This window comes from Pseudomonas sp. FYR_5 (genome assembly GCF_043106315.1).
GTDB classification, from domain to species: Bacteria; Pseudomonadota; Gammaproteobacteria; order Pseudomonadales; family Pseudomonadaceae; genus Aquipseudomonas; species Aquipseudomonas putida_Y.
On record NZ_JBICMK010000095.1, the window covers coordinates 32,521 to 51,855 of the forward strand.

At 58.1% G+C, this 19,335-nt stretch carries 18 protein-coding genes and 1 pseudogene; 13 read left to right on the forward strand and 6 right to left on the reverse strand.

Annotated elements, in window-relative coordinates; all coding sequences use genetic code 11:
* The first annotated feature begins 17 nt into the window (after positions 1-17).
* The 13 genes and pseudogenes from ACF8RA_RS17745 to ACF8RA_RS17805 all read left to right on the forward strand — a co-directional run bounded on the left by ACF8RA_RS17745 (position 18) and on the right by ACF8RA_RS17805 (position 12,202).
* On the forward strand, positions 18-1,286 hold the full coding sequence (locus ACF8RA_RS17745) for a beta-ketoacyl-[acyl-carrier-protein] synthase family protein (protein WP_176682943.1): 1,269 nt from the start codon (positions 18-20) through the stop codon (positions 1,284-1,286).
* Between the two features lie 2 nt (positions 1,287-1,288).
* On the forward strand, positions 1,289-2,095 hold the full coding sequence (locus tag ACF8RA_RS17750; RefSeq protein WP_209969059.1) for a MaoC/PaaZ C-terminal domain-containing protein: 807 nt from the start codon (positions 1,289-1,291) through the stop codon (positions 2,093-2,095).
* A complete protein-coding gene (locus tag ACF8RA_RS17755; RefSeq protein WP_176682945.1) occupies positions 2,092-2,358 on the forward strand; it encodes an acyl carrier protein in 267 nt (88 codons plus the stop codon). The genes ACF8RA_RS17750 and ACF8RA_RS17755 overlap by 4 nt, the downstream gene beginning before the upstream one ends.
* 32 nt (positions 2,359-2,390) lie before the next feature.
* Entirely contained in the window at positions 2,391-3,290 is a 900-nt protein-coding gene (locus ACF8RA_RS17760; RefSeq protein ID WP_392519402.1) for a diiron oxygenase, read from the forward strand.
* Complete coding sequence (locus ACF8RA_RS17765) at positions 3,287-4,810, forward strand: phytoene desaturase family protein (RefSeq protein ID WP_392519403.1); 1,524 nt, start codon at positions 3,287-3,289, stop codon at positions 4,808-4,810. The genes ACF8RA_RS17760 and ACF8RA_RS17765 overlap by 4 nt, the downstream gene beginning before the upstream one ends.
* The gene (locus ACF8RA_RS17770) at positions 4,807-5,646 is read left to right on the forward strand and encodes an alpha/beta hydrolase (protein WP_176682948.1); all 840 of its coding nucleotides are present in this window, start codon (positions 4,807-4,809) and stop codon (positions 5,644-5,646) included. Before ACF8RA_RS17765 ends, ACF8RA_RS17770 begins: the two co-directional genes overlap by 4 nt.
* Before the next feature lie 31 nt (positions 5,647-5,677).
* Positions 5,678-6,433, forward strand: coding sequence for an SDR family NAD(P)-dependent oxidoreductase (locus ACF8RA_RS17775; RefSeq protein ID WP_176682949.1), 756 nt, complete (start codon positions 5,678-5,680; stop codon positions 6,431-6,433).
* A gap of 43 nt (positions 6,434-6,476) precedes the next feature.
* On the forward strand, positions 6,477-7,982 hold the full coding sequence (locus ACF8RA_RS17780; protein WP_392487794.1) for a phytoene desaturase family protein: 1,506 nt from the start codon (positions 6,477-6,479) through the stop codon (positions 7,980-7,982).
* Positions 7,983-8,022: 40 nt separating this feature from the next.
* Complete coding sequence (gene fdxA, locus ACF8RA_RS17785; RefSeq protein ID WP_176682951.1) at positions 8,023-8,394, forward strand: ferredoxin FdxA; 372 nt, start codon at positions 8,023-8,025, stop codon at positions 8,392-8,394.
* A 21-nt stretch (positions 8,395-8,415) separates the two neighbouring features.
* Positions 8,416-10,056 carry a phytoene desaturase family protein gene (locus ACF8RA_RS17790; protein WP_392519404.1) on the forward strand — a complete coding sequence of 547 codons (1,641 nt, stop codon included), beginning with the start codon at positions 8,416-8,418 and terminating at the stop codon, positions 10,054-10,056.
* Positions 10,057-10,133: 77 nt separating this feature from the next.
* The gene (locus ACF8RA_RS17795; RefSeq protein WP_176682953.1) at positions 10,134-10,574 is read left to right on the forward strand and encodes a hypothetical protein; all 441 of its coding nucleotides are present in this window, start codon (positions 10,134-10,136) and stop codon (positions 10,572-10,574) included.
* A gap of 41 nt (positions 10,575-10,615) precedes the next feature.
* Positions 10,616-11,517 (forward strand): annotated as a pseudogene (gene tnpC, locus ACF8RA_RS17800) (IS66 family transposase); the annotation flags it as partial.
* 61 nt (positions 11,518-11,578) lie between these two features.
* Complete coding sequence (locus ACF8RA_RS17805) at positions 11,579-12,202, forward strand: trans-aconitate 2-methyltransferase (RefSeq protein WP_252459811.1); 624 nt, start codon at positions 11,579-11,581, stop codon at positions 12,200-12,202.
* A 107-nt stretch (positions 12,203-12,309) separates the two neighbouring features.
* Here the strand turns inward: ACF8RA_RS17805 and glmS are convergent, their stop codons facing one another.
* The 6 genes from glmS to atpG all read right to left on the reverse strand — a co-directional run bounded on the left by glmS (position 12,310) and on the right by atpG (position 19,334).
* The gene (gene glmS, locus ACF8RA_RS17810; protein WP_010955884.1) at positions 12,310-14,145 is read right to left on the reverse strand and encodes a glutamine--fructose-6-phosphate transaminase (isomerizing); all 1,836 of its coding nucleotides are present in this window, start codon (positions 14,143-14,145) and stop codon (positions 12,310-12,312) included.
* Positions 14,146-14,148: 3 nt separating this feature from the next.
* Positions 14,149-14,925 carry a DeoR/GlpR family DNA-binding transcription regulator gene (locus ACF8RA_RS17815; protein ID WP_003253204.1) on the reverse strand — a complete coding sequence of 259 codons (777 nt, stop codon included), beginning with the start codon at positions 14,923-14,925 and terminating at the stop codon, positions 14,149-14,151.
* 190 nt (positions 14,926-15,115) lie between these two features.
* Positions 15,116-16,483, reverse strand: a complete 1,368-nt coding sequence (gene glmU / locus ACF8RA_RS17820; RefSeq protein ID WP_176682955.1) for a bifunctional UDP-N-acetylglucosamine diphosphorylase/glucosamine-1-phosphate N-acetyltransferase GlmU — start codon at positions 16,481-16,483, stop codon at positions 15,116-15,118.
* Between the two features lie 123 nt (positions 16,484-16,606).
* Complete coding sequence (locus ACF8RA_RS17825; protein ID WP_003260039.1) at positions 16,607-17,026, reverse strand: F0F1 ATP synthase subunit epsilon; 420 nt, start codon at positions 17,024-17,026, stop codon at positions 16,607-16,609.
* Positions 17,027-17,069: 43 nt separating this feature from the next.
* Positions 17,070-18,446, reverse strand: coding sequence for a F0F1 ATP synthase subunit beta (gene atpD, locus ACF8RA_RS17830; RefSeq protein ID WP_003253197.1), 1,377 nt, complete (start codon positions 18,444-18,446; stop codon positions 17,070-17,072).
* 27 nt (positions 18,447-18,473) lie between these two features.
* Positions 18,474-19,334, reverse strand: coding sequence for a F0F1 ATP synthase subunit gamma (gene atpG / locus ACF8RA_RS17835; protein WP_003253195.1), 861 nt, complete (start codon positions 19,332-19,334; stop codon positions 18,474-18,476).
* Position 19,335: the final 1 nt, after the last annotated feature.

The window sequence follows — 19,335 nt, forward strand, 5'->3', positions numbered from 1 at the left end:
ATCAATCAGGGAAGACAATGGAAAAGCCAGCCTCTCCAGCACCTCGCCGCGTCGTCGTTACTGGTTACGGTGCGATCTGCTCGCTCGGCCAGAACGCCGATGCTATCTGGGACGCGATGATGGATTACCAGATCGGCTATCGTCTGCACCGTTTTGATGATCCGACGATCCATGCGCGCTTCTTCGGTTTTATCGATGACTTTGGCCGCGAGGCCATGCGACCGTTCTCGAAGAAGATTTCCAAGATGTTGCCTCTGTTCGCCAAGTACAGCTTGGTGGCGGCCCATGAAGCATTGCACATGGCTTATGGCGACACACCACTGGATGACGTGGTCGCACCGTTCGACCGTGGTGTCGTTCTCGGCACCGGTTGGGGCGGGTTGGACACGGCGAACTTCAACAACAACGAATACTGCCAACAAGGCATTTCCACCTCGTTCGCCACGGTCATGTCGATGTGCAATGCCGCGACGGCTGCCATCACCATGAACTGGAACATGCGCGGCGTTCAAAACAGCCCGGTGGCAGCCTGCGCAACTGGCACCATCGCCATTGGCGAGGCCTATGAAGCGATTCGTGCCGGCCGAGCGAAAATGATGATCGCCGGTGGCAGCGAATCGTTGAAAGAGCAGTTCAACGTCTGGTCAATCGACGTCATCCAGGCGTTGAGCAAGGAGCAGGAAAACCCGCGCCTGGCATGCTGTCCGTTCAGCAAAGGGCGAAGCGGTTTCATCCTGTCCGAAGGCGCAGCGGTACTGTGTCTTGAGGATTATGAGCTGGCCAAGGCCCGCGGCGCCAAGATCCTTGGCGAAATCACCGGCTACGCCAACTACTCGGACGCATTCGACATGACGGCCCCGGCCGAGGACATGCTGGCTCGAGTGCGGGTGATTCAGGAAGTGTGCAGGCAAGCCAGTGTCGATGCGCCGCACATCGATTACATCAACCTGCATGGCACCTCCACCCCGCTGAACGACGTCAACGAAGCCCGCTCCATCAAACTGGCGCTGGGTGACGCTGCCCATGGCATTCCGATGTCCAGCACCAAGTCGTACACCGGCCACCTGATTGGTGCAGCAGGTTCGATGGAAGCAATCTTCTGCCTCAAAGCCATTGCCCGCGGAACGATCCCGGCCACCATCCATCTGGATGAGGCCGATCCTGAGTGCGACCTGAACTTCGTCCCTAACGAGCACCTGCACGGACAGCACCTGGAAAACGTGCTGAACCTCAGCTTCGGGTTCGGTGGCGCCAATGCCGGCATCATGCTGCGTAAGGTGCAATGATCATGCAGTGGCAATTTGGCCCTGAACAGATCGAAGCGTGGGCTGATCTTTCCGGCGACCGCAACCCTATCCATTTTGACCTGGAAGCAGCGCGGCGCATGGACGCCGCGGATGTCGTGGTGCACGGCATGCTGGCGCTGCTGCCAATCAAACATCAAATGGGGCGTGTTGCCGAGGGCCGCGATGAGGACTGGGTACAGTTCAAGGCGCTACTGAAGGCGCCGGTCCTGCGCAACTGCCCTGTCGCGCTTGCTACCCGCCCCCGCAGTGCAAGCACTGCATTTACGCTGCGTTCAGAAAAAAGTGAAGGCGAGCATGTGCTCGGCCATGTGTCTCAAGTTCCGCCGCCAACGTGGACATCGAAATCCCCAGGCTTCGCGCTTGACCGGGAATATGTAGAGGCTTGGCTTACCCAGTTTCGTGACGGGTTGGGCAAGGGGCTAGATGATTGGGTGGCACTGGATGCGCTGATATTTTCCCACTTCATCCGCAACCATCTGGGGGTGATCTTCGAGCGCCTGTCCGGGCAATTTGCCCAACACCAGGTTCCCGAGCGTATCGAGGACATCACCAATCACCTGGTCGTCCAGACCAGTCACCAGATCACGTTCTGCACGCAACTGCGTTCATTGGGCAGTTTGCAATCCGATATCCGCTGCGAGATCGACAACATTCTGTTGATTGAAACACCAGGCAAGGCCGTCGGCACCCTCGACCTGGGTGTCGTCGTCAGCGGCAGCCATGTGATGACCATAACCCTAGGCTTGATGATTAAAACCGTTCTCACCCCCACAGGAGCGAAACAATGACCACCGTTGACCAAGTATTCACCATCGTTCGTGATCTGATCCTGGACCTCAAGGATGTCGACGACAACGAAGTGACCCTCGATACCACCATTGAAGCAATGGAGTTCGACAGCCTGGACTTCGTCGAGATGCAGGTGGTCGTGCAGAAAAAGATCGGCGTGGCGATCAACCCGGATTCGTTCGTCACCCGCAAGATCGCCACTTTGCGCCAGCTCTGTGAATTCATTGTTGAGCTCAAGGAATCGACTGCCGTCGAGGCCTGAGCCGCTGGGCCCAATTCATGGAGGAGCAGGAAATGTCTACGCTGACCAACAGTGTGCTCGCTATTTCCCCGGCGAGGGAGTCGAAGGTTCGCAAGTTAAGCGAAGTGTCGCATCACAAGACGATGGACCACGCGACCGTACTACCATGGGACCAGGACATCAATCGAAGCCTTTACCCCAAGGATCCCGAGCATCTGTGGATCAATGGAACACGCTATTGCGAAGGCTTGACCGAGGCCCAGAAACTGGAACTGGCCTGGCTCGAGACGGGCCGTGACATTTCCATGTTCATCTGGCTCGAGCAGACCATTCCGCCGTTGTACATGGGCTACATCACGCAGTTCCATGACCGTATTTCGCCGGACCTGCAGGAATACCTGATGATCTTTTCCAAGGAAGAGATCGTTCATACCCTCACCTTCAAGCGCTTCATGGCCAAGGCTGGCCTGCAGACCTGGAACCCACCGGTCGGGCTCTATGAGTTGCTGACCCAGACACTGCCAAAAATGGAGCCGGCGGTTGGCGTGCTGTTCACGCTGTTGATCGAATGGGTTGCCGAAATGGGGGCCATGCACACCTCCCAAGGCGCTGCGGTCGAACCCATGACCCGTACCCTGTTCCGTGAGCATCACTATGACGAGGCACGGCACATCGCCTTTGGCCGCTGGATCAGCGAGTCCTACTTCGAAACTGCCAGCGCTGAATCGATCGCCCAGGTTAAAGCGATGAGCCGGAAAATCATTCCGGCGCTGATCGACATGTTCACCTACAACCCCGAGATCGCGTTGCACACTTCCTTCGCGTTTCCGATTGCAGTGGATGACAAGGCGAAAATCGAAGAGGTTTGGCGCTCACCGAACAATGCCCGACTGAACGACGCTCGCTTCGCCGAAATTTACGCCTGGATCGACAAGTTGGGGCTGCGGCAATGAGTTCTTCGACCTGGGACGCGGTCTTCGTGGGTACCGGGATCACGAGCCTGGCCTGCGCGGCCATGCTGGTCAAGCGTGATCACGGTGCACGCGTCCTGATGCTCGACAAGCATATTGTGGTTGGGGGCTATGCCTCGACGTTCAGCCGGCCCAAGCAATCGGCGATTTTCGATTGCAGCCTGCACAAGCTCAGCGGCATGTCGGAAGGGGGCAACCTCATCCGCATCCTGCGGGATCTGGGCCTTGAGGATGAACTGAACCTGGTCTACCCCAACGACTATTTCTGCGCCTACCAGAACGGCACGGCGCTGCCGTTGGCTAACGATGCCGACCAGGTCGAACGGCAACTGATCGAACGGTTCCCTCATCAGGCAGAGCCCTTGGTTACCTTTTTCACTCAGGTACGCACCTATGGGCGCAACGGGTACTACCAGTTCCAGATGCTCGATGGCAGTTTCGAACCTGACATGGCGCAGTTGCGCTGGGCCCATCGTAACCTCAAGCACAAGACCGTGCGTGAAGCGTTGCATGAGTTGTTCGATGACCCCTACCTGATTGAAATTCTGGCAGCCCCTGGCATTTATGTTGGCGGCTACTCGGAGGATCTGGGCTACCTGTACTACCTGCATGTGGTGTATGCCACGCTCAATCGCGGCAACGCCTATGTCGCAGGCTCTTCCCAACGCTTGTCCGACTTGCTGGCGCAGCAGATCGAACAGGCCGGGGGCAAGATCATGCTCAGCACGCCTGTAGAAGAGGTGACCACCGACAACCAAGGCAATGTCACGGGGGTACGCACCCGTGCTGGTGAGTTTCATGCGCCACAGGTCTTCATCAATACCTCACCCCATTATGCTGTGGAGCATTTGTTCCAGGCGGATGTGGACCTGACGAGCACCCGAGAGAAGCTGGCCGCGTTGAAGCCGGCACGCTCGACCACCACGGTGTACCTGACCACGGATCAAGCACCCGAACAGCTGGGGCTGCGGCATAGCGAGTCGATGCTGTTTGCTGCGGACCCCGCGTTGGCAGCCGAGCTGCGCATCAACGCCGAGCGCAGTGGTTTTCAGCCAGAGCTCTGTGAACAGGCCTTCTGGGCCATGTCCCCGATCGAGGTCACCAACTATCACGCCCTGGCGCCCGCTGGCGGCAAGGTCGTGTGTATCAATGTGCTTGATTCCATCGCACATTGGCCTGCAAGGCGTACGGCGCAATATCGCGCGAAAAAGCAACGCGCGTGTGAGGTGCTGGTAGAGCGGCTGCTGGCTCAGATTCCTGAACTGCGTGGTCACATTCTGCATACGGAAGTGGCAACCCCGCATACCTATGTGCGCTTCACCAATAACACTGATGGCTCTGGCTACGGGGCGATGGTGGGTACCGACCTCAAAGGGCATGTCTTCCATCACGGCTTCCCGGTGCAGGGCGTGCAATTTCTCAGCGCTTGGGTAGCTGGCCCAAGTTACGAGGCCGCCTTTGGCTATGCCGAGATGAAAGCCAGGCAATGGAGACGCGCATGAGAGCGGTTGAACAGTCCCCCACCCGGTTTGGGATAGCCATTTCCAAACTTTTCATTCGCGTGATGTTCAGGCAGGTACAAGGGTGGGAGCGCGACGTACCCAGCCGGGCCGAGGGCTTCGTTGAGACGGCCAGCGACGGCAGCAAGCTGGAAGGTGCGGTGTTGCTGGCCAACCCAGCCAAAGCCAAGGGTGTTGTGCTGCTTTGCCATCCGTTCTTGAAATATGGCATGCACTATTTTTTTGAGAACGGCATCGATCAGGTATTCCTGGAACAGGGCTACCACGTCATTGCCTTCAACTTCAAAGGCTTTGGGCGCAGCACCATCGGTGGTCATGCATTCGCCGATGACGTCTTGTCCATTGCGCGAAAGATCGCCCGGGAATACCCAGGCCTGCCGATTCATCTTGTGGGCTGCTCATTTGGTGGCTACCACCTGTCACATGCCTTGGCACGGGACGCCTCGCCCTTCACCTCGGCAGTTCTGGACAGCGTGCCTGTCTCGGTTCGCAGCTATTTCACGCGTGGTCCGTTACGCCTTGCCATGCGCTGGATCAGCGGAAGCCGTCTGGCAGTGCCTACCGGTACTTGTGCGATCGACCATTCCCTCAAGAGCGTTCACCACCTGCCAATCGCTTACTTCTACGGGTTGAGTGACCGCTATATCCCCGAGGCGAGTGTGACAAGGCTGAGCCTGGATTGCACATCCCTGCATGTGGTCGGCTTCGAAGCGTGTCGCCACCTGGAAAACCATAAGAAGCACCGGGATCGGTACTTCCAGGAGATCTTCGCGTTCTTCGCCCGTGCAGAATCTCATAAACCCGTTGTAACGGCCTGACTCTGGGCTCTTTGAATTAAGGAAACAGAACATGGATGTCCAACAGCTGGGCAAAGGCAAGTGGATACTCATCAGCGGCGGTACCCGCGGTATAGGGCGCGCACTTGTACAACACCTGGCGCGTGAGGGTTATGAGGTCGCGTTCACCTATCAATCCTCTGCTGACGCGGCCCGCCAGCTCGAGCAGGAGGTAGCCGCCAACGGTGGCCGGGCGCACGGGCATGCCTGTGACGGTCGGGACTTCCAGTCGGTCAGTTCATTGTGCGAACAGTTGGTCAACGATCTTGGCGGCCCCTATGGCTTGATCAACAACATGGGCGTGACTGGCGACCAGCTGTTGTTCAACCTCGATGTCGAGCGCTATCGCGACGTGGTTGCGACCAACCTCGACTCGGCGGTTTATTTCAGCAAGTCGTTGGTCCCGGCCATGGCTGGTGAACGGCGAGGCAAGATTTTGCACATGTCCTCCGTCAGTGGCGTAAAGGGGAACAAGGGCCAATTGGGTTATTCCGCGACCAAGGCCGCGATGATTGGTATCACCAAGACCATGGCGTTGGAACTGGCGCGCTTCAAGATCAATGTCAATGCCATCGCGCCCGGCTACATCGCCACGGACATGATCGATCAGATCCCCGATCATGTGCGCAAGTCGATCACCGACAACATCCCGCTCAAGCGCTTCGGTGAAGTACAGGAAGTTGCTGCATTGGCCAGCTTCCTGTTGTCACCGCAAGCCGACTACATCACTGGCCAGACCTTCCTGATCGACGGTGGCCTGACAGCCTGATTCGCCTTGCGCAATCTGCTGCGTGGTGATGCCTGGAGCATTCATGAGTCAATCATACGATACTGTTTTTGTAGGAGCAGGGCTGGGCGCGCTCGCCAGCGCCAGCCTGATGGCCCAACGGGGTCAAAAAGTCCTGGTGGTGGAAAAGCACAATATTCCGGGTGGTTACGCGAGCAATTTTCGCCGTAAAGACTTCACCTTCGATGTGTCCCTGCATTCGTTCGATGGTGTCGTCCGCGGTGCGCATTCATTCAAGGTGATCGAGGCTTGCGGTGTCGCGGACAAGATCGAGTTTCTCCATCACCCGACGCTCTATCGCTACCGTTCACCCGATATCGACATCACCGTAGGGCATCGCGACCTGGAAGGTTACAAACAGACCCTGTATCGCTGCTTCCCCGAGGAAATCGACAACATCAATCGGTTGTTCGCCGAGTCCAAGCGCAACTATAAGGACCTTTGCGGCTTCCTTTATTCACCCAAACCGTTCTGGATGCGATTTGTCGCGACCCCCTTCGCCTATCCCCGGGTTCTGCGCTATGGCCATGAAACGGTGGATAAGTACTTTTCCAGGTTCACCCGCAACGAACGCCTGAAGGAAGTACTGTCGGCACAGTGGAGCTACTACGGGCTGCCGGCGAAAGACTTGGCATTCGGCTATTTCTCGTACCCCTTCATCGACTATCTGGAAAACGGCGGCTACTCAATCAAGGGCGGCTCGCAGGCGCTTTCCTCGGCATTGGTCGAAGTTATCGAGGCGCACGGCGGCCGTGTCGAACTGGAGTCGGGAGTCCAGCAGATAATGGTCGACCGAGGCAGGGTCACCGGCGTCGTCACGCGCAGATCGGGGCCGGTGAAGGCCCCGAGCGTCGTGGCCAATGTTTCGCCGCATGCCGTGGTGGGTTTGGCAGGAAAAGAGCACTTCTCCAGCAAATACCTCGCTCGGTTGAACCAGCTGAAGTTTTCGGTATCCGGCTTCCAGGTGTATCTGGGCCTGGATTGCCCGCTGAGTGAACTGGGTGTCGACCCTGAGGAATACATCCACTTCTTCTCACCCGGGAAAACGCAACGCGCGCAATTCGAACATATCCAGGCCGGCGAACTGCATCAGGACAACACCAGTTGGTCGATCAACTATTTCTCCAATGTCGATCCGTCCATGGTGCCGCCCGGGAAATCCAGCCTTGGCCTGTTCACCCTCACCGGCCCGGACGTTTGGCACTCGCTGGAAAAACTCGCTTACCGCCGCAAGAAAGCCGCGCTGACCGAGTTGTTGATCGCTAATGCCGAGCGCGTCATTCCAGGCCTGCGCGACCACATCGAAGTCTGTGAAGCAGGGTCACCGCGCACGATGACCAAGTTCACACAGAACCCACAGGGTGCGATCTATGGGTTCGAACAAACGCCTCAGCAGTCCGGACTGTTTAACCGTTTCCCGCAGAAGTATCCGGTAAAGGGGCTTTACCAGGTGGGCGCGTGGACGTTCCCTGGTGCTGGCTTCATCGGAACGATGTTGTCTGCCCGCTTGTTGGTTGACCGCTACTTCTAGCCAGTGATGTGCCCGTAAATACGACCTCGAGAGACTAACCATGACTTATGTAGTGACGGACAACTGCATCCAGTGCCGACACACCAACTGTGTGGATATATGCCCTGCAGACGCGTTCCACCTGGGGCCGAACTTCATCGTGATCAACCCGGAGGCATGCGTCGATTGTGGTCTCTGCCTGCCGGAATGCCCTGAAGAGGCGATTTTGCCGGAGAACCGCCTGGATGACGGTAATCGGTACTTCCTGGAGTTGAATGCCGAGCTTGCACAACATTGGCCCGTCATTCTCCAGAGCATCCCACCGCTGGACGATTACCAGAAGTGGAGTCATCAGCCGAACAAACTTGCACACCTTGTGCGCGAAGCCGAAGCGGTCGATCCGACCCGCGACCACCATCTGCAGCACGCTTGAAGTGCACCCGGACGGATGCCCATGCAAAGCTATGACCGATTCAAGACGCTGGAAAACGATACCTTCGACGTGATTGTCGTGGGTGCCGGCATTGGTGGACTGACCGCAGCCGCTACCCTCGCCAATCGTGGCAAGCAGGTATTGGTGCTGGACATGCACTATGAAATGGGGGGCTGCGCCACGGTCTTTCATCGTAAGGGCAAGGATTACGAGTTCGACGTAGGTCTTCATTACATCGGCGACTGTGGCAAGGAAGGGTTGATCCCGCGTATTTTACGCGGCGCCGGCATCGACGATGGTGAAATCAACTTTATCGAGCAGGATCCAGAAGGTTTCGAAACGCTCTGTTTCCCCGATTTTCAGTTTGCCGTGCCGCGCGGATATGAGCGCTTCCGGGAAAGGCTCATCGAAGCGTTCCCCATGGAAAAATCAGGCATCAACCGTTATTTCAAGATGCTACAGCAAGTCTGGGATTTCATGGGCATTCACTCCCGGCCGCTCTCGGCGCTATGGGTGCTGCCACGTTCCTGGATGCTGATGCGTCATTCGAAATCGACGGTCGCCCAGTTTCTCGACACCTGCACACAGGATCAGCGCCTGCGCGCCATCCTGACCGGGCAGCTTGGCGTTTACCATCAACCGCCCAGCAGGGCGACCATGGCTGGCCACGCTGCGGTGGTGAACCACTTCCTGCAAGGGTCATATTACCCGTCGGGAGGGGGGCAGATGTTCTCTGACAAACTCGGCGCGGTTGTCGAACGCAACGGAGGCAAGATCCTGCTGCGTTCCAAGGTCGAGCGTATCCTGGTCGAGAAGGGCCGCGCGGTAGGTGTCGAATTCAGTAACAAGCATCTGGGCAAACGTACGGTCAAGGCAGACGCGGTGATCTGCAACGCCGACATCAAACACACCTTGCTGGACTTGATCGGACGGGACCACCTCACGGCTAAAACCGTCACCAAGGCAGAGTGTTTCGAAATGTCGCCGGCTATGGGTGTGGTTTACCTGGGTATCGATATGGACCTGAAGGCGATGGGGCTGAAGAACACCAATTATCGCATCTATCCCGGTTGCGACTACGAACGTGCCTACCGTGAGGTGTTCGCCGGACAGTTCCCGGATGAGCCCCATCTGTTCATCGGTAATGCCACCATGAAGGACCCGGACAATCCGGCCATTGCCCCGCCAGGCATCTACAACCTGCAATTGATGTCGGCAGTTCCTTCGAACCCGGAAAGCTGGGGTGTTACGCAGGCCGAGGTAGCGGATGGCAGCTACCGGAACAACCCAACGTACCTGGCCAAGAAGGAATGGTATGCGCGGCAACTGATTGCACTGGCTGAACGCGTGATACCGGGTATGTCGCAGCATATCGTGTATCAGGAAGTCTCCACCCCGTTCTCGGTGACCCGTTTCATCGGTTCAGCCGGTGGAACATCTTATGGCCTGGCATTCACGCCTGAGTACTTCCTGCATAATCGCCCGGGTACCAAAACCGAAATACGAAACCTGTTCTTGTGTGGCGCATCCACCCGCACCGGGCACGGGATATTTGGTGCTATGACGGGTGGTGTCGAAGCCGCTGCCGCTGTCGACGGCCGCAAGCTACGCTACCAGATCATGGATGTCGGCACGCGTGCTGAGGCCCAGGTAAGCGCTTGAGTCAACGCAACGCCGGGGGGTAAGGCCTGTCGTGCATGAGGCAGCTGGCACTGTGCAATTCATCATGGAGAGATGATATGTCGAATGACTACAACACCGCTTTGCTGCTGGCCGCGGGGCTTAGCCTACTGGCGTCGATCATGCACGTGGGGGTAATCCTGGTGGGGCCATCGTGGTATCGCCTGTTCGGCGCTGGCGAGCGTTTTGTGCGTGCGGCCCAGGCTGGGCGTTGGTATCCAGCGGTAGTAACGGCGGGCATCGCCCTGGTTCTCGCTACCTGGGGCCTGTATGCCTTATCAGGAGCCGGAGTGGTCGATCCATTGCCCTTGTTACGGCCTGCGCTGATCGCCATCACCGTGATCTACCTGTTACGCGGCGTACTTGGCCCTTTTGCTCTGGCGGGTACCGGGCGCAGTGGCCGTTTCATCGTGGTCAGCTCGGCAATATGCTTGTTGTATGGCCTTGTGCACCTGGTCGGGCTCATTCAAGTGTGGCAGTTGCTCAATCCCACTGGCTGATTACGGCTGGCGAGAGCAAATCGGCAAGTGCATGAAAAGGTGGCTGTGCCGGGCTGACCATTGCTCGCTCGACCTTGGCCCAGTGGGTCGGGCAAACCGGTGTACGGCTCCAACCGCTGGTCGATGCACTGCATGAAGCGGTGCTGAACCAGGGTGTGATTCACACCGATGAAACACCCGTGCAAATGCTCGCACCAGGCGAGAAGAAAACCCACCGGACCTACGTCTGGGCTTACACCACGACGCCGTTTTCAGCGCTCAAGGCAGTAATCTATGACTTCAGACCAAGCCGTACCGGCGAACACACACGCAACTTTCTGGGCGACTGGAACGGCAAGTTGGTCTGCGATGACTTCGCCGGCTACAAAGCCGGTTTTGAGCAAGGCATCACTGAAATCGGCTGCAGGGCTCATGCTCGCCGCAAGTTCTTTGACCTGCATGTCGCGAACAAAAGCCAGTTGGCCGAACAGGCGCTGCACTCGATTGGCGGTTTGTACGAGGTTGAGCGCCAGGCTCGGGACATGACCATCGAAGACCGTTGGCGAATACGTCAGGAAATGGCGGTACCGATCAGCAAAACACTGCACGACTGGATGTTGGCCCAACGCGACTTGGCACCTAACGGATCAGCCACGGCCAAAACCCTCGAATACAGCCTGAAACGCCGGGTAGCGCTGACGCGCTACCTGGACGATGGCGCTGTGTCCATCGGCAACAACAGGTCGAGAAGCAGCTACGGCCATGGGTACTCGGTCGCTCGAACGGCTTGTTTGCCGGATCACTGCGCAGTGGCAAACGAGCTGCTGCAATCATGAGTCTGATCCAGTCAGCGCGCATGAATGGGCATGATCCGTATGCCTGTCTCAAAGATGTGCTGACGCGGCTGCCGACACAGCGGGCCAGTGAGATTGGGCAACTGCCGCATCAGCGGGTATCGGCCTGACTTACGCAAGGTGAGTTGGGCGTACGCTTACAAGATTACGACCTCAGGGAAGGATACAAGAATGCAATGCAAAGACGCGTGCGGGTCTTTCAAGTGGACAACGTATTACGAGCACCACAGAGACCGCCCAGCATCATCGCTTCTTCACACAGCAATCGGACTTGCGAGCACTCAGACAAACTCTAGAAAAGCTGTGGATCTGGGCTGTGGCTCTGGCAATGAGACTCGCGCTTTACTTCAAGCGGGCTGGGATGTTCTAGCTATCGACCGAGAGCCGGCCGCAATCGAAATGGTACACGCCATAGGTCTGGATCACCCTGCTGCAAAGCTAGAAACAGCTACCCAATGGTTTGAAAGCATCGAGGCTTTGCCACCCTCGTCATTGATCCATGCAGGCATGGCCTTACCATTTTGTCATCCAGATCACTTTGAAAAATTCTGGTCAGTTGTGACGTCTGCACTTCTCCCTGGAGGAGTGTTCGTGGGCCAACTCTTCGGTGACAAGGATGATTGGGCATCCGACCCGGAGAGGACCTTTCACTCTGAGTCAGAAGCCCGCGTGCTATTCCAAGACCTTAGCTTGAAGGCGTTCAAAATCCATGAATATGATGGGCCCAGCATGCGAGGCACGAAGCATTGGCATCGCTTTGACGTCATTGCCCAAAAGCCAGCGTCGAACGAGTGAGGCAACTTTAAGGAGCAGGAGCATTGCAGGCGGCGGCGGGGTCGACTCACCGCCTCCTGCGACAGGTTTAATTCCCTAAATCTACAGCTTTATCACGAGCAGACCCCTTACTCGACAGTCACCGACTTGGCCAAATTACGCGGCTGGTCAACGTCGGTCCCCTTTAGCACGGCCACATAATAAGACAGCAACTGCAGCGGGATGGTGTACAGGATTGGCGCCAGGGCATCGGCAATGTGCGGCACCTTGATCACGTGGGTGCCTTCGCCATTGGTCATGCCAGCGTGCTCGTCGGCGAACACTACCAGCTCGCCACCACGGGCACGCACTTCCTGCAGGTTGGACTTCAGCTTCTCCAGCAGTTCGTTGTTCGGTGCAACGGTAACCACCGGCATGTCGTTGTCCACCAGAGCCAGCGGGCCGTGCTTCAACTCGCCTGCTGGGTAAGCTTCGGCGTGGATGTAGGAGATCTCTTTAAGCTTGAGAGCACCTTCCATCGCCACCGGGTACTGCGCGCCGCGGCCGAGGAACAGGGTATGGTGCTTGTCGGCGAACAGCTCGGCGATTTTCTCGACGGTGGCATCCATGGCCAGGGCTTCGCCCAGGCGGGTTGGCAGTCGACGCAGCTCTTCAACCAGCTCAGCTTCGACACCGGCTTCCAGCGTACCGCGCACCTGACCCAGGGCCAGGGTCAGCAGCATCAGCGAAACCAGCTGGGTGGTGAACGCTTTGGTCGAAGCCACGCCGATTTCAGGGCCGGCCAAGGTCAGCAGGGTCAAGTCCGACTCGCGTACCAACGAGCTGATACCCACGTTGCAGATCGCCAGGCTGCCAAGGAAACCCAACTCCTTGGCGTTGCGCAGTGCGGCCAAGGTATCGGCGGTTTCGCCGGACTGCGAGATGGAGACGAACAGCGTGTCCGGCTGCACCACCACCTTGCGGTAACGGAACTCGCTGGCCACTTCCACCTGGCAAGGGATGCCGGCCAGGCTTTCCAGCCAGTAACGCGCAACCATACCGGCGTGGTAGCTGGTGCCACAGGCAACGATCTGCACGTTGCGCACCTTGGCAAACAAGTCGGCAGCTTGCGGGCCAAAGGCCTGGACCAGCACGTTGTCCTTGCCCAGGCGGCCTTCAAGCGTGCGCTGAACAACGCTTGGCTGCTCGTGAATTTCCTTGAGCATGAAGTGACGGTAAGCGCCCTTGTCGGCAGCCTCGGCACCTTCGTGATACTGCACGGTTTCGCGCTGGACCTTGTTGCCCTGCTGGTCCCAGATGGAGACCTGATCACGGCGAATTTCAGCGATATCGCCTTCTTCCAGGTACATGAAGCGGTCAGTAACCTGGCGCAGCGCCAGTTGATCGGACGCCAGGAAGTTCTCGCCAAGGCCCAGGCCGATTACCAGCGGGCTGCCACTGCGTGCGGCGACCAGGCGGTCCGGCTGCTTGGCACTGATCAGCGCCAGGCCGTAAGCACCATGCAGGCGCTTCACCGCTGCCTTCAGGGCGTCGGTCAGGTCTGGAATGCTCTTCAGGGTGTGGTGGATCAGGTGGACGATGACTTCGGTATCGGTCTGCGAAGTGAAGACATAGCCCAGCCCCTTCAGCTCTTCGCGCAGTTCCTCGTGGTTCTCGATGATGCCGTTGTGCACCACGGCCACGTCATTGCCCGAGAAGTGCGGGTGGGCGTTGCCTTCAGTTGGCGCGCCGTGGGTAGCCCAGCGGGTGTGGGCAATACCCAGCTGGCCTGCCAATGGGTCATCAGCAACAGCAACCTCCAGCTCGCTGACCTTGCCGATGCGGCGGCGGCGCTGCAGTTCACCGTTCTGGGTGAGTACAGCCAAACCGGCGCTGTCGTAACCGCGGTATTCAAGACGCTTGAGGCCTTCGATCAGGATGGCTGTGATATTACGCTCGGCGACAGCACCAACGATTCCACACATGTTTTATTGCTCCTGGCTGATCGCGGCGCAGATCAGGTTGATGCCGCGGGCTTGAATTTGTTCGCGCGCTGCTGCTGGCAGGCGTTCATCTGTAATAAGGGTGTGCACGCTGCCCCAGGGCAGCTCGAGGTTAGGGATCTTGCGCCCCACCTTGTCCGACTCGACCATCACGATCACTTCACGGGCAACTTCCGCCATGACCCGGCTCAGCCCAAGAAGTTCGTTGAAGGTAGTGGTACCCCGGCCGAGGTCGATGCCGTCGGCACCGATGAATAATTGGTCGAAATCGTAGGAGCGCAGTACCTGCTCCGCGACCTGGCCCTGGAACGATTCGGAATGCGGGTCCCAGGTGCCACCGGTCATCAGCAGCACCGGCTCGTGTTCGAGGTCGCAGATTGCACGGGCCACATTGAGTGAATTGGTCATCACCACCAGGCCTGGCTGGCGCCCCAGTTCGGGGATCATTGCCGCCGTGGTGCTGCCGCTGTCGATGATAATGCGCGCATGTTCGCGGATACGTCCGACGGCGGCACGCGCAATGGCCTTTTTATAGGAAGAGACGGGTTGCGCCGGTTCACCGAGCAACTCTTGCGGCACCGGCACCGCGCCACCGTAGCGGCGTAACAACAAGCCGTTGGTTTCCAAGGCAGCGAGGTCTTTGCGAATGGTCACTTCCGAGGTGGCGAAACGCTTGGCCAACGCGTCCACACTTACCTCACCCTGCTCGCTGAGCAAAGCCAGAATATTGTGTCGCCGTTGTGGTGTGTTTCGTTTCGACATGTGCGTTTAAGTTTCGATTCGAAAGTTAGTGGTTGCAATCAAAACCTAAGACGAGCGATTCGTCAAGCTGTCGCTGACCTGTGGATTGTTTCCTCTGCTTTGGCGCGGTCCTGTAGACGCGGGACAGGGCCAATAAAAAAGCCGACTTATTCACATAAGTCGGCTTTCGATCGAAATGGCTGTGAATAACTCAGCTCTTCTTGATCTTCTCCGGGCGCTTCCAGCCCGATATGTTGCGCTGGCGCGCACGGGCTACAGCCAGGTCACCCGCTTCTACGGCCTGGGTGATAGTCGAACCGGCTGCGGTGGTCGCGCCGGCCTTGATTTCCACAGGCGCCACCAGCGAGTTGTTCGAACCGATGAACACATCTTCACCCATCACGGTCTTGAACTTGTTGGCACCATCGTAGTTGCAGGTGATGGTGCCGGCGCCGATATTGGTCCGCGCACCGATTTCGGCATCACCCAGGTAAGCCAGGTGTCCAGCCTTGGCCCCTTCACCCAGGTGGGCGTTCTTCAGTTCGACGAAGTTACCCACATGGGCCTTGGCGTCCAGTACGCTGCCCGGGCGCAGGCGGGCGAACGGGCCAGCATCGCTGCCTTCTCCCATCACCGCGCCTTCAAGGTGGCTGTTGGCCTTGACCACCGCGCCTTTGCGCAGGGTCGTGTTCTTGATCACGCAGTTAGGGCCGATCTGCACATCGTCTTCGATGACCACCTTGCCTTCGAGAATCACGTTGATGTCGATCAGCACGTCACGACCTACGCTCACTTCACCACGAACATCGAAGCGTGCCGGGTCGCGCAGGGTAACTCCCTGAGCCATCAGACGGCGGCCTTCACGCAACTGGTAGTGACGCTCAAGCTCGGACAGCTGGCGGCGGTCGTTGGCGCCCTGCACTTCCATAGCATCGTGTGGCTGTTCAGTTGCCACCACCAAGCCATCGGCCACTGCCATGGCGATTACGTCAGTCAGGTAATACTCGCCCTGGGCGTTGTTGTTCGACAGCCGGCCCATCCAGTCGGCAAGACGCGCGGCTGGCAGGGCCAGAATTCCAGTGTTGCCTTCCTTGATCGCTTTTTGCGCGTCGTTGGCGTCCTTGTGCTCAACGATGGCAGTTACCTTGCCCTGCTCGTCACGCACGATTCGGCCATAGCCGGTCGGATCGTCGAGGGTGACTGTAAGCAGTCCCAGTTGCTGATCGTTGGCCTTTGCCAACAGACGCTGCAGGGTCTCCACTTCGATCAACGGCACGTCGCCGTATAACACCAGCACAGTGTCAGCGGTCAGCGCCGGCAGTGCCTGGGCAACAGCGTGACCGGTACCCAGCTGTTTATCCTGCATGACGAAATTCAGGTCGTCAGCGGCCAGGCGCTCGCGAACCAGTTCGGCACCATGGCCAATGACCACATGAATACCTTGCGGCTGAAGTTGGCGCGCGCTGTGGATAACATGGCCGAGCATGGAATTGCCAGCTACCGGGTGCAACACTTTGGGCAGCGCCGAGCGCATGCGGGTGCCTTGGCCGGCGGCGAGAATAACGATATCGAGTGACATTACTGGCTACCAATCCTGGGCGGTCAGTGAAAGACCGTGGGGGGGGAGAAAACAGAAAAAGAAAAAGGGTAGCCGAGGCTACCCTTTTACTCAATCGCAACAGAAGTTATCAGCCGTAGCCGATTACTTGCCTCTGCGCATTTGCTGGACGGTACGCAGCTGAGCTGCGGCCTCGGCCAGACGTGCGGCGGCGGCGCCGTAGTCGAAGTCCGCGCCTTTCAGATTCAGGGCGTTCTCGGCAGCCTTGAGGGCCTCCTGAGCCTGAGCTTCATCCAGGTCTGCAGCACGTTGCACGGTATCGGCAAGCACCTTGACCATGTTCGGCTGAACCTCGAGGAAACCACCAGAGATGTAGAACACCTCTTGTGCGCCACCCTGCTTGGTCAGCGTGATCGGACCAGGCTTGAGATTGGTGATCAGTGGCGCATGGCCTGGAGCGATACCAAGATCACCCAGGTTACCGTGCGCAACCACCATCTCGACCAGGCCGGAGAAGATCTCTCCTTCCGCGCTGACGATATCGCAATGGACTGTCATAGCCATCTGCTTGCCTCAACCTGATAGCGCCCCTTGCGGGGCGCAGGAATTACAGTTTCTTGGCTTTCTCGATCGCTTCGTCGATGCTGCCGACCATGTAGAACGCTTGTTCTGGCAGGTGGTCGTAGTCACCTTTGAGGATGCCGCTGAAGCCAGCGATGGTGTCTTTCAGGGAAACGTACTTGCCTGGCGAACCGGTGAAGACTTCTGCCACGAAGAACGGCTGCGACAGGAAGCGCTGGATCTTACGAGCGCGGGCTACCAGTTGCTTGTCGGCTTCGGACAGTTCGTCCATACCCAGGATCGCAATGATGTCCTTCAGCTCTTTGTAGCGCTGCAGAACATACTGAACGCCACGAGCGGTCTCGTAGTGCTCGTTGCCGATCACGTTCGGGTCCAGCTGGCGCGAAGTCGAGTCCAGTGGGTCGACCGCTGGGTAGATACCCAGGGAGGCGATGTCACGGGACAGAACGACGGTGGCGTCCAAGTGGGCGAAGGTGGTCGCTGGCGACGGGTCGGTCAAGTCGTCCGCAGGTACATATACGGCCTGTACGGAGGTGATCGAACCTTCCTTGGTGGAGGTGATGCGCTCTTGCAGAACGCCCATCTCTTCAGCCAGGGTCGGCTGGTAACCTACTGCCGAAGGCATACGGCCCAGCAGTGCGGATACTTCGGTACCGGCCAGGGTGTAACGATAGATGTTGTCGACGAACAGCAGAACGTCGTTACCTTCGTCACGGAACTTCTCGGCCATGGTCAGGCCGGTCAGCGCTACACGCAGACGGTTTCCTGGTGGCTCGTTCATCTGACCGTAGACCAGCGCTACCTTGTCGAGAACGTTGGAGTCCTTCATCTCGTGGTAGAAGTCGTTACCCTCACGAGTACGCTCACCCACACCAGCGAACACGGAGTAACCGCTGTGTTCCATGGCGATGTTACGGATCAGTTCCATCATGTTTACGGTCTTGCCGACACCGGCACCACCGAACAGACCAACCTTACCACCCTTGGCGAACGGGCAAACCAGGTCGATAACCTTGATGCCGGTTTCCAGCAGGTCGTTGCCGCCCGCCTGGTCAGCGAACGAAGGCGCTGGCTGGTGGATACCGCGACGCTCTTCTTCGCCGATCGGGCCGGCTTCGTCGATCGGGTTGCCCAGTACGTCCATGATACGGCCCAGGGTGGCCTTACCAACTGGAACGGAAATGGCAGCGCCGGTGTCGACGACATCCAGACCGCGCTTCAGGCCTTCGGTCGAGCCCATCGCAATGGTACGAACCACGCCGTCGCCCAGCTGCTGCTGAACTTCCAGGGTGGTTTCCGCGCCTTGTACTTTAAGCGCGTTGTATACACTCGGCACGACGTCACGTGGGAATTCCACGTCGATGACGGCGCCGATGATTTGAACGATACGTCCGCTACTCATAGCTGGATCCTCTGAATATGTGAACCGTTAAACCGCGGCAGCGCCGCCGACGATTTCCGAGATCTCCTGGGTGATCGCAGCCTGACGCGCCTTGTTGTAGATCAACTGAAGCTCTTTGATCAAATCACCGGCGTTGTCTGTGGCGTTCTTCATGGCGATCATCCGGGCCGCTTGTTCAGCAGCGTTGTTCTCGACCACCGCCTGGTATACCTGCGACTCCACGTAACGCACCATCAAGCCGTCCAGCAGCTCTTTTGCGTCGGGTTCATACAGGTAGTCCCAGTGATGCTTGAGATCCTGATCCGGGGTTGCCACCAACGGTACCAATTGCTCGACCGTCGGCTTCTGGGTCATGGTATTGATGAACTTGTTCGAAACCACCGAGAGGCGATCGATACGGCCGTCCAGGTAGGCGTCCAGCATCACTTTGACGGAGCCGATCAGATCATTGATCGATGGCTCTTCGCCCAAGTGGCTGATCGCTGCTACGACGTTGCCGCCAAAGATGCGGAAGAAAGTCGCACCCTTGCTGCCGATCACGCACAGGTCGATTTCCACGCCCTGTTCGCGGTTTGCGCTCATGTCCTTGACCAGGGCCTTGAACAGGTTGGTGTTCAAGCCACCGCACAGACCACGGTCACTGCTCACCACGATATAACCGGCGCGCTTTACAGGGCGCTCGATCATGAACGGGTGGCGGTATTCCGGGTTGGCGTTGGCCAGATGACCGATCACCTGGCGGATACGTTCCGCGTAAGGACGGCTAGCAGCCATGCGCATTTGTGCCTTGCGCATCTTGCTGACCGCCACTTTCTCCATGGCGCTGGTAATTTTTTGCGTGCTTTTGATGCTCGCAATCTTACTGCGAATCTCTTTTGCGCCTGCCATG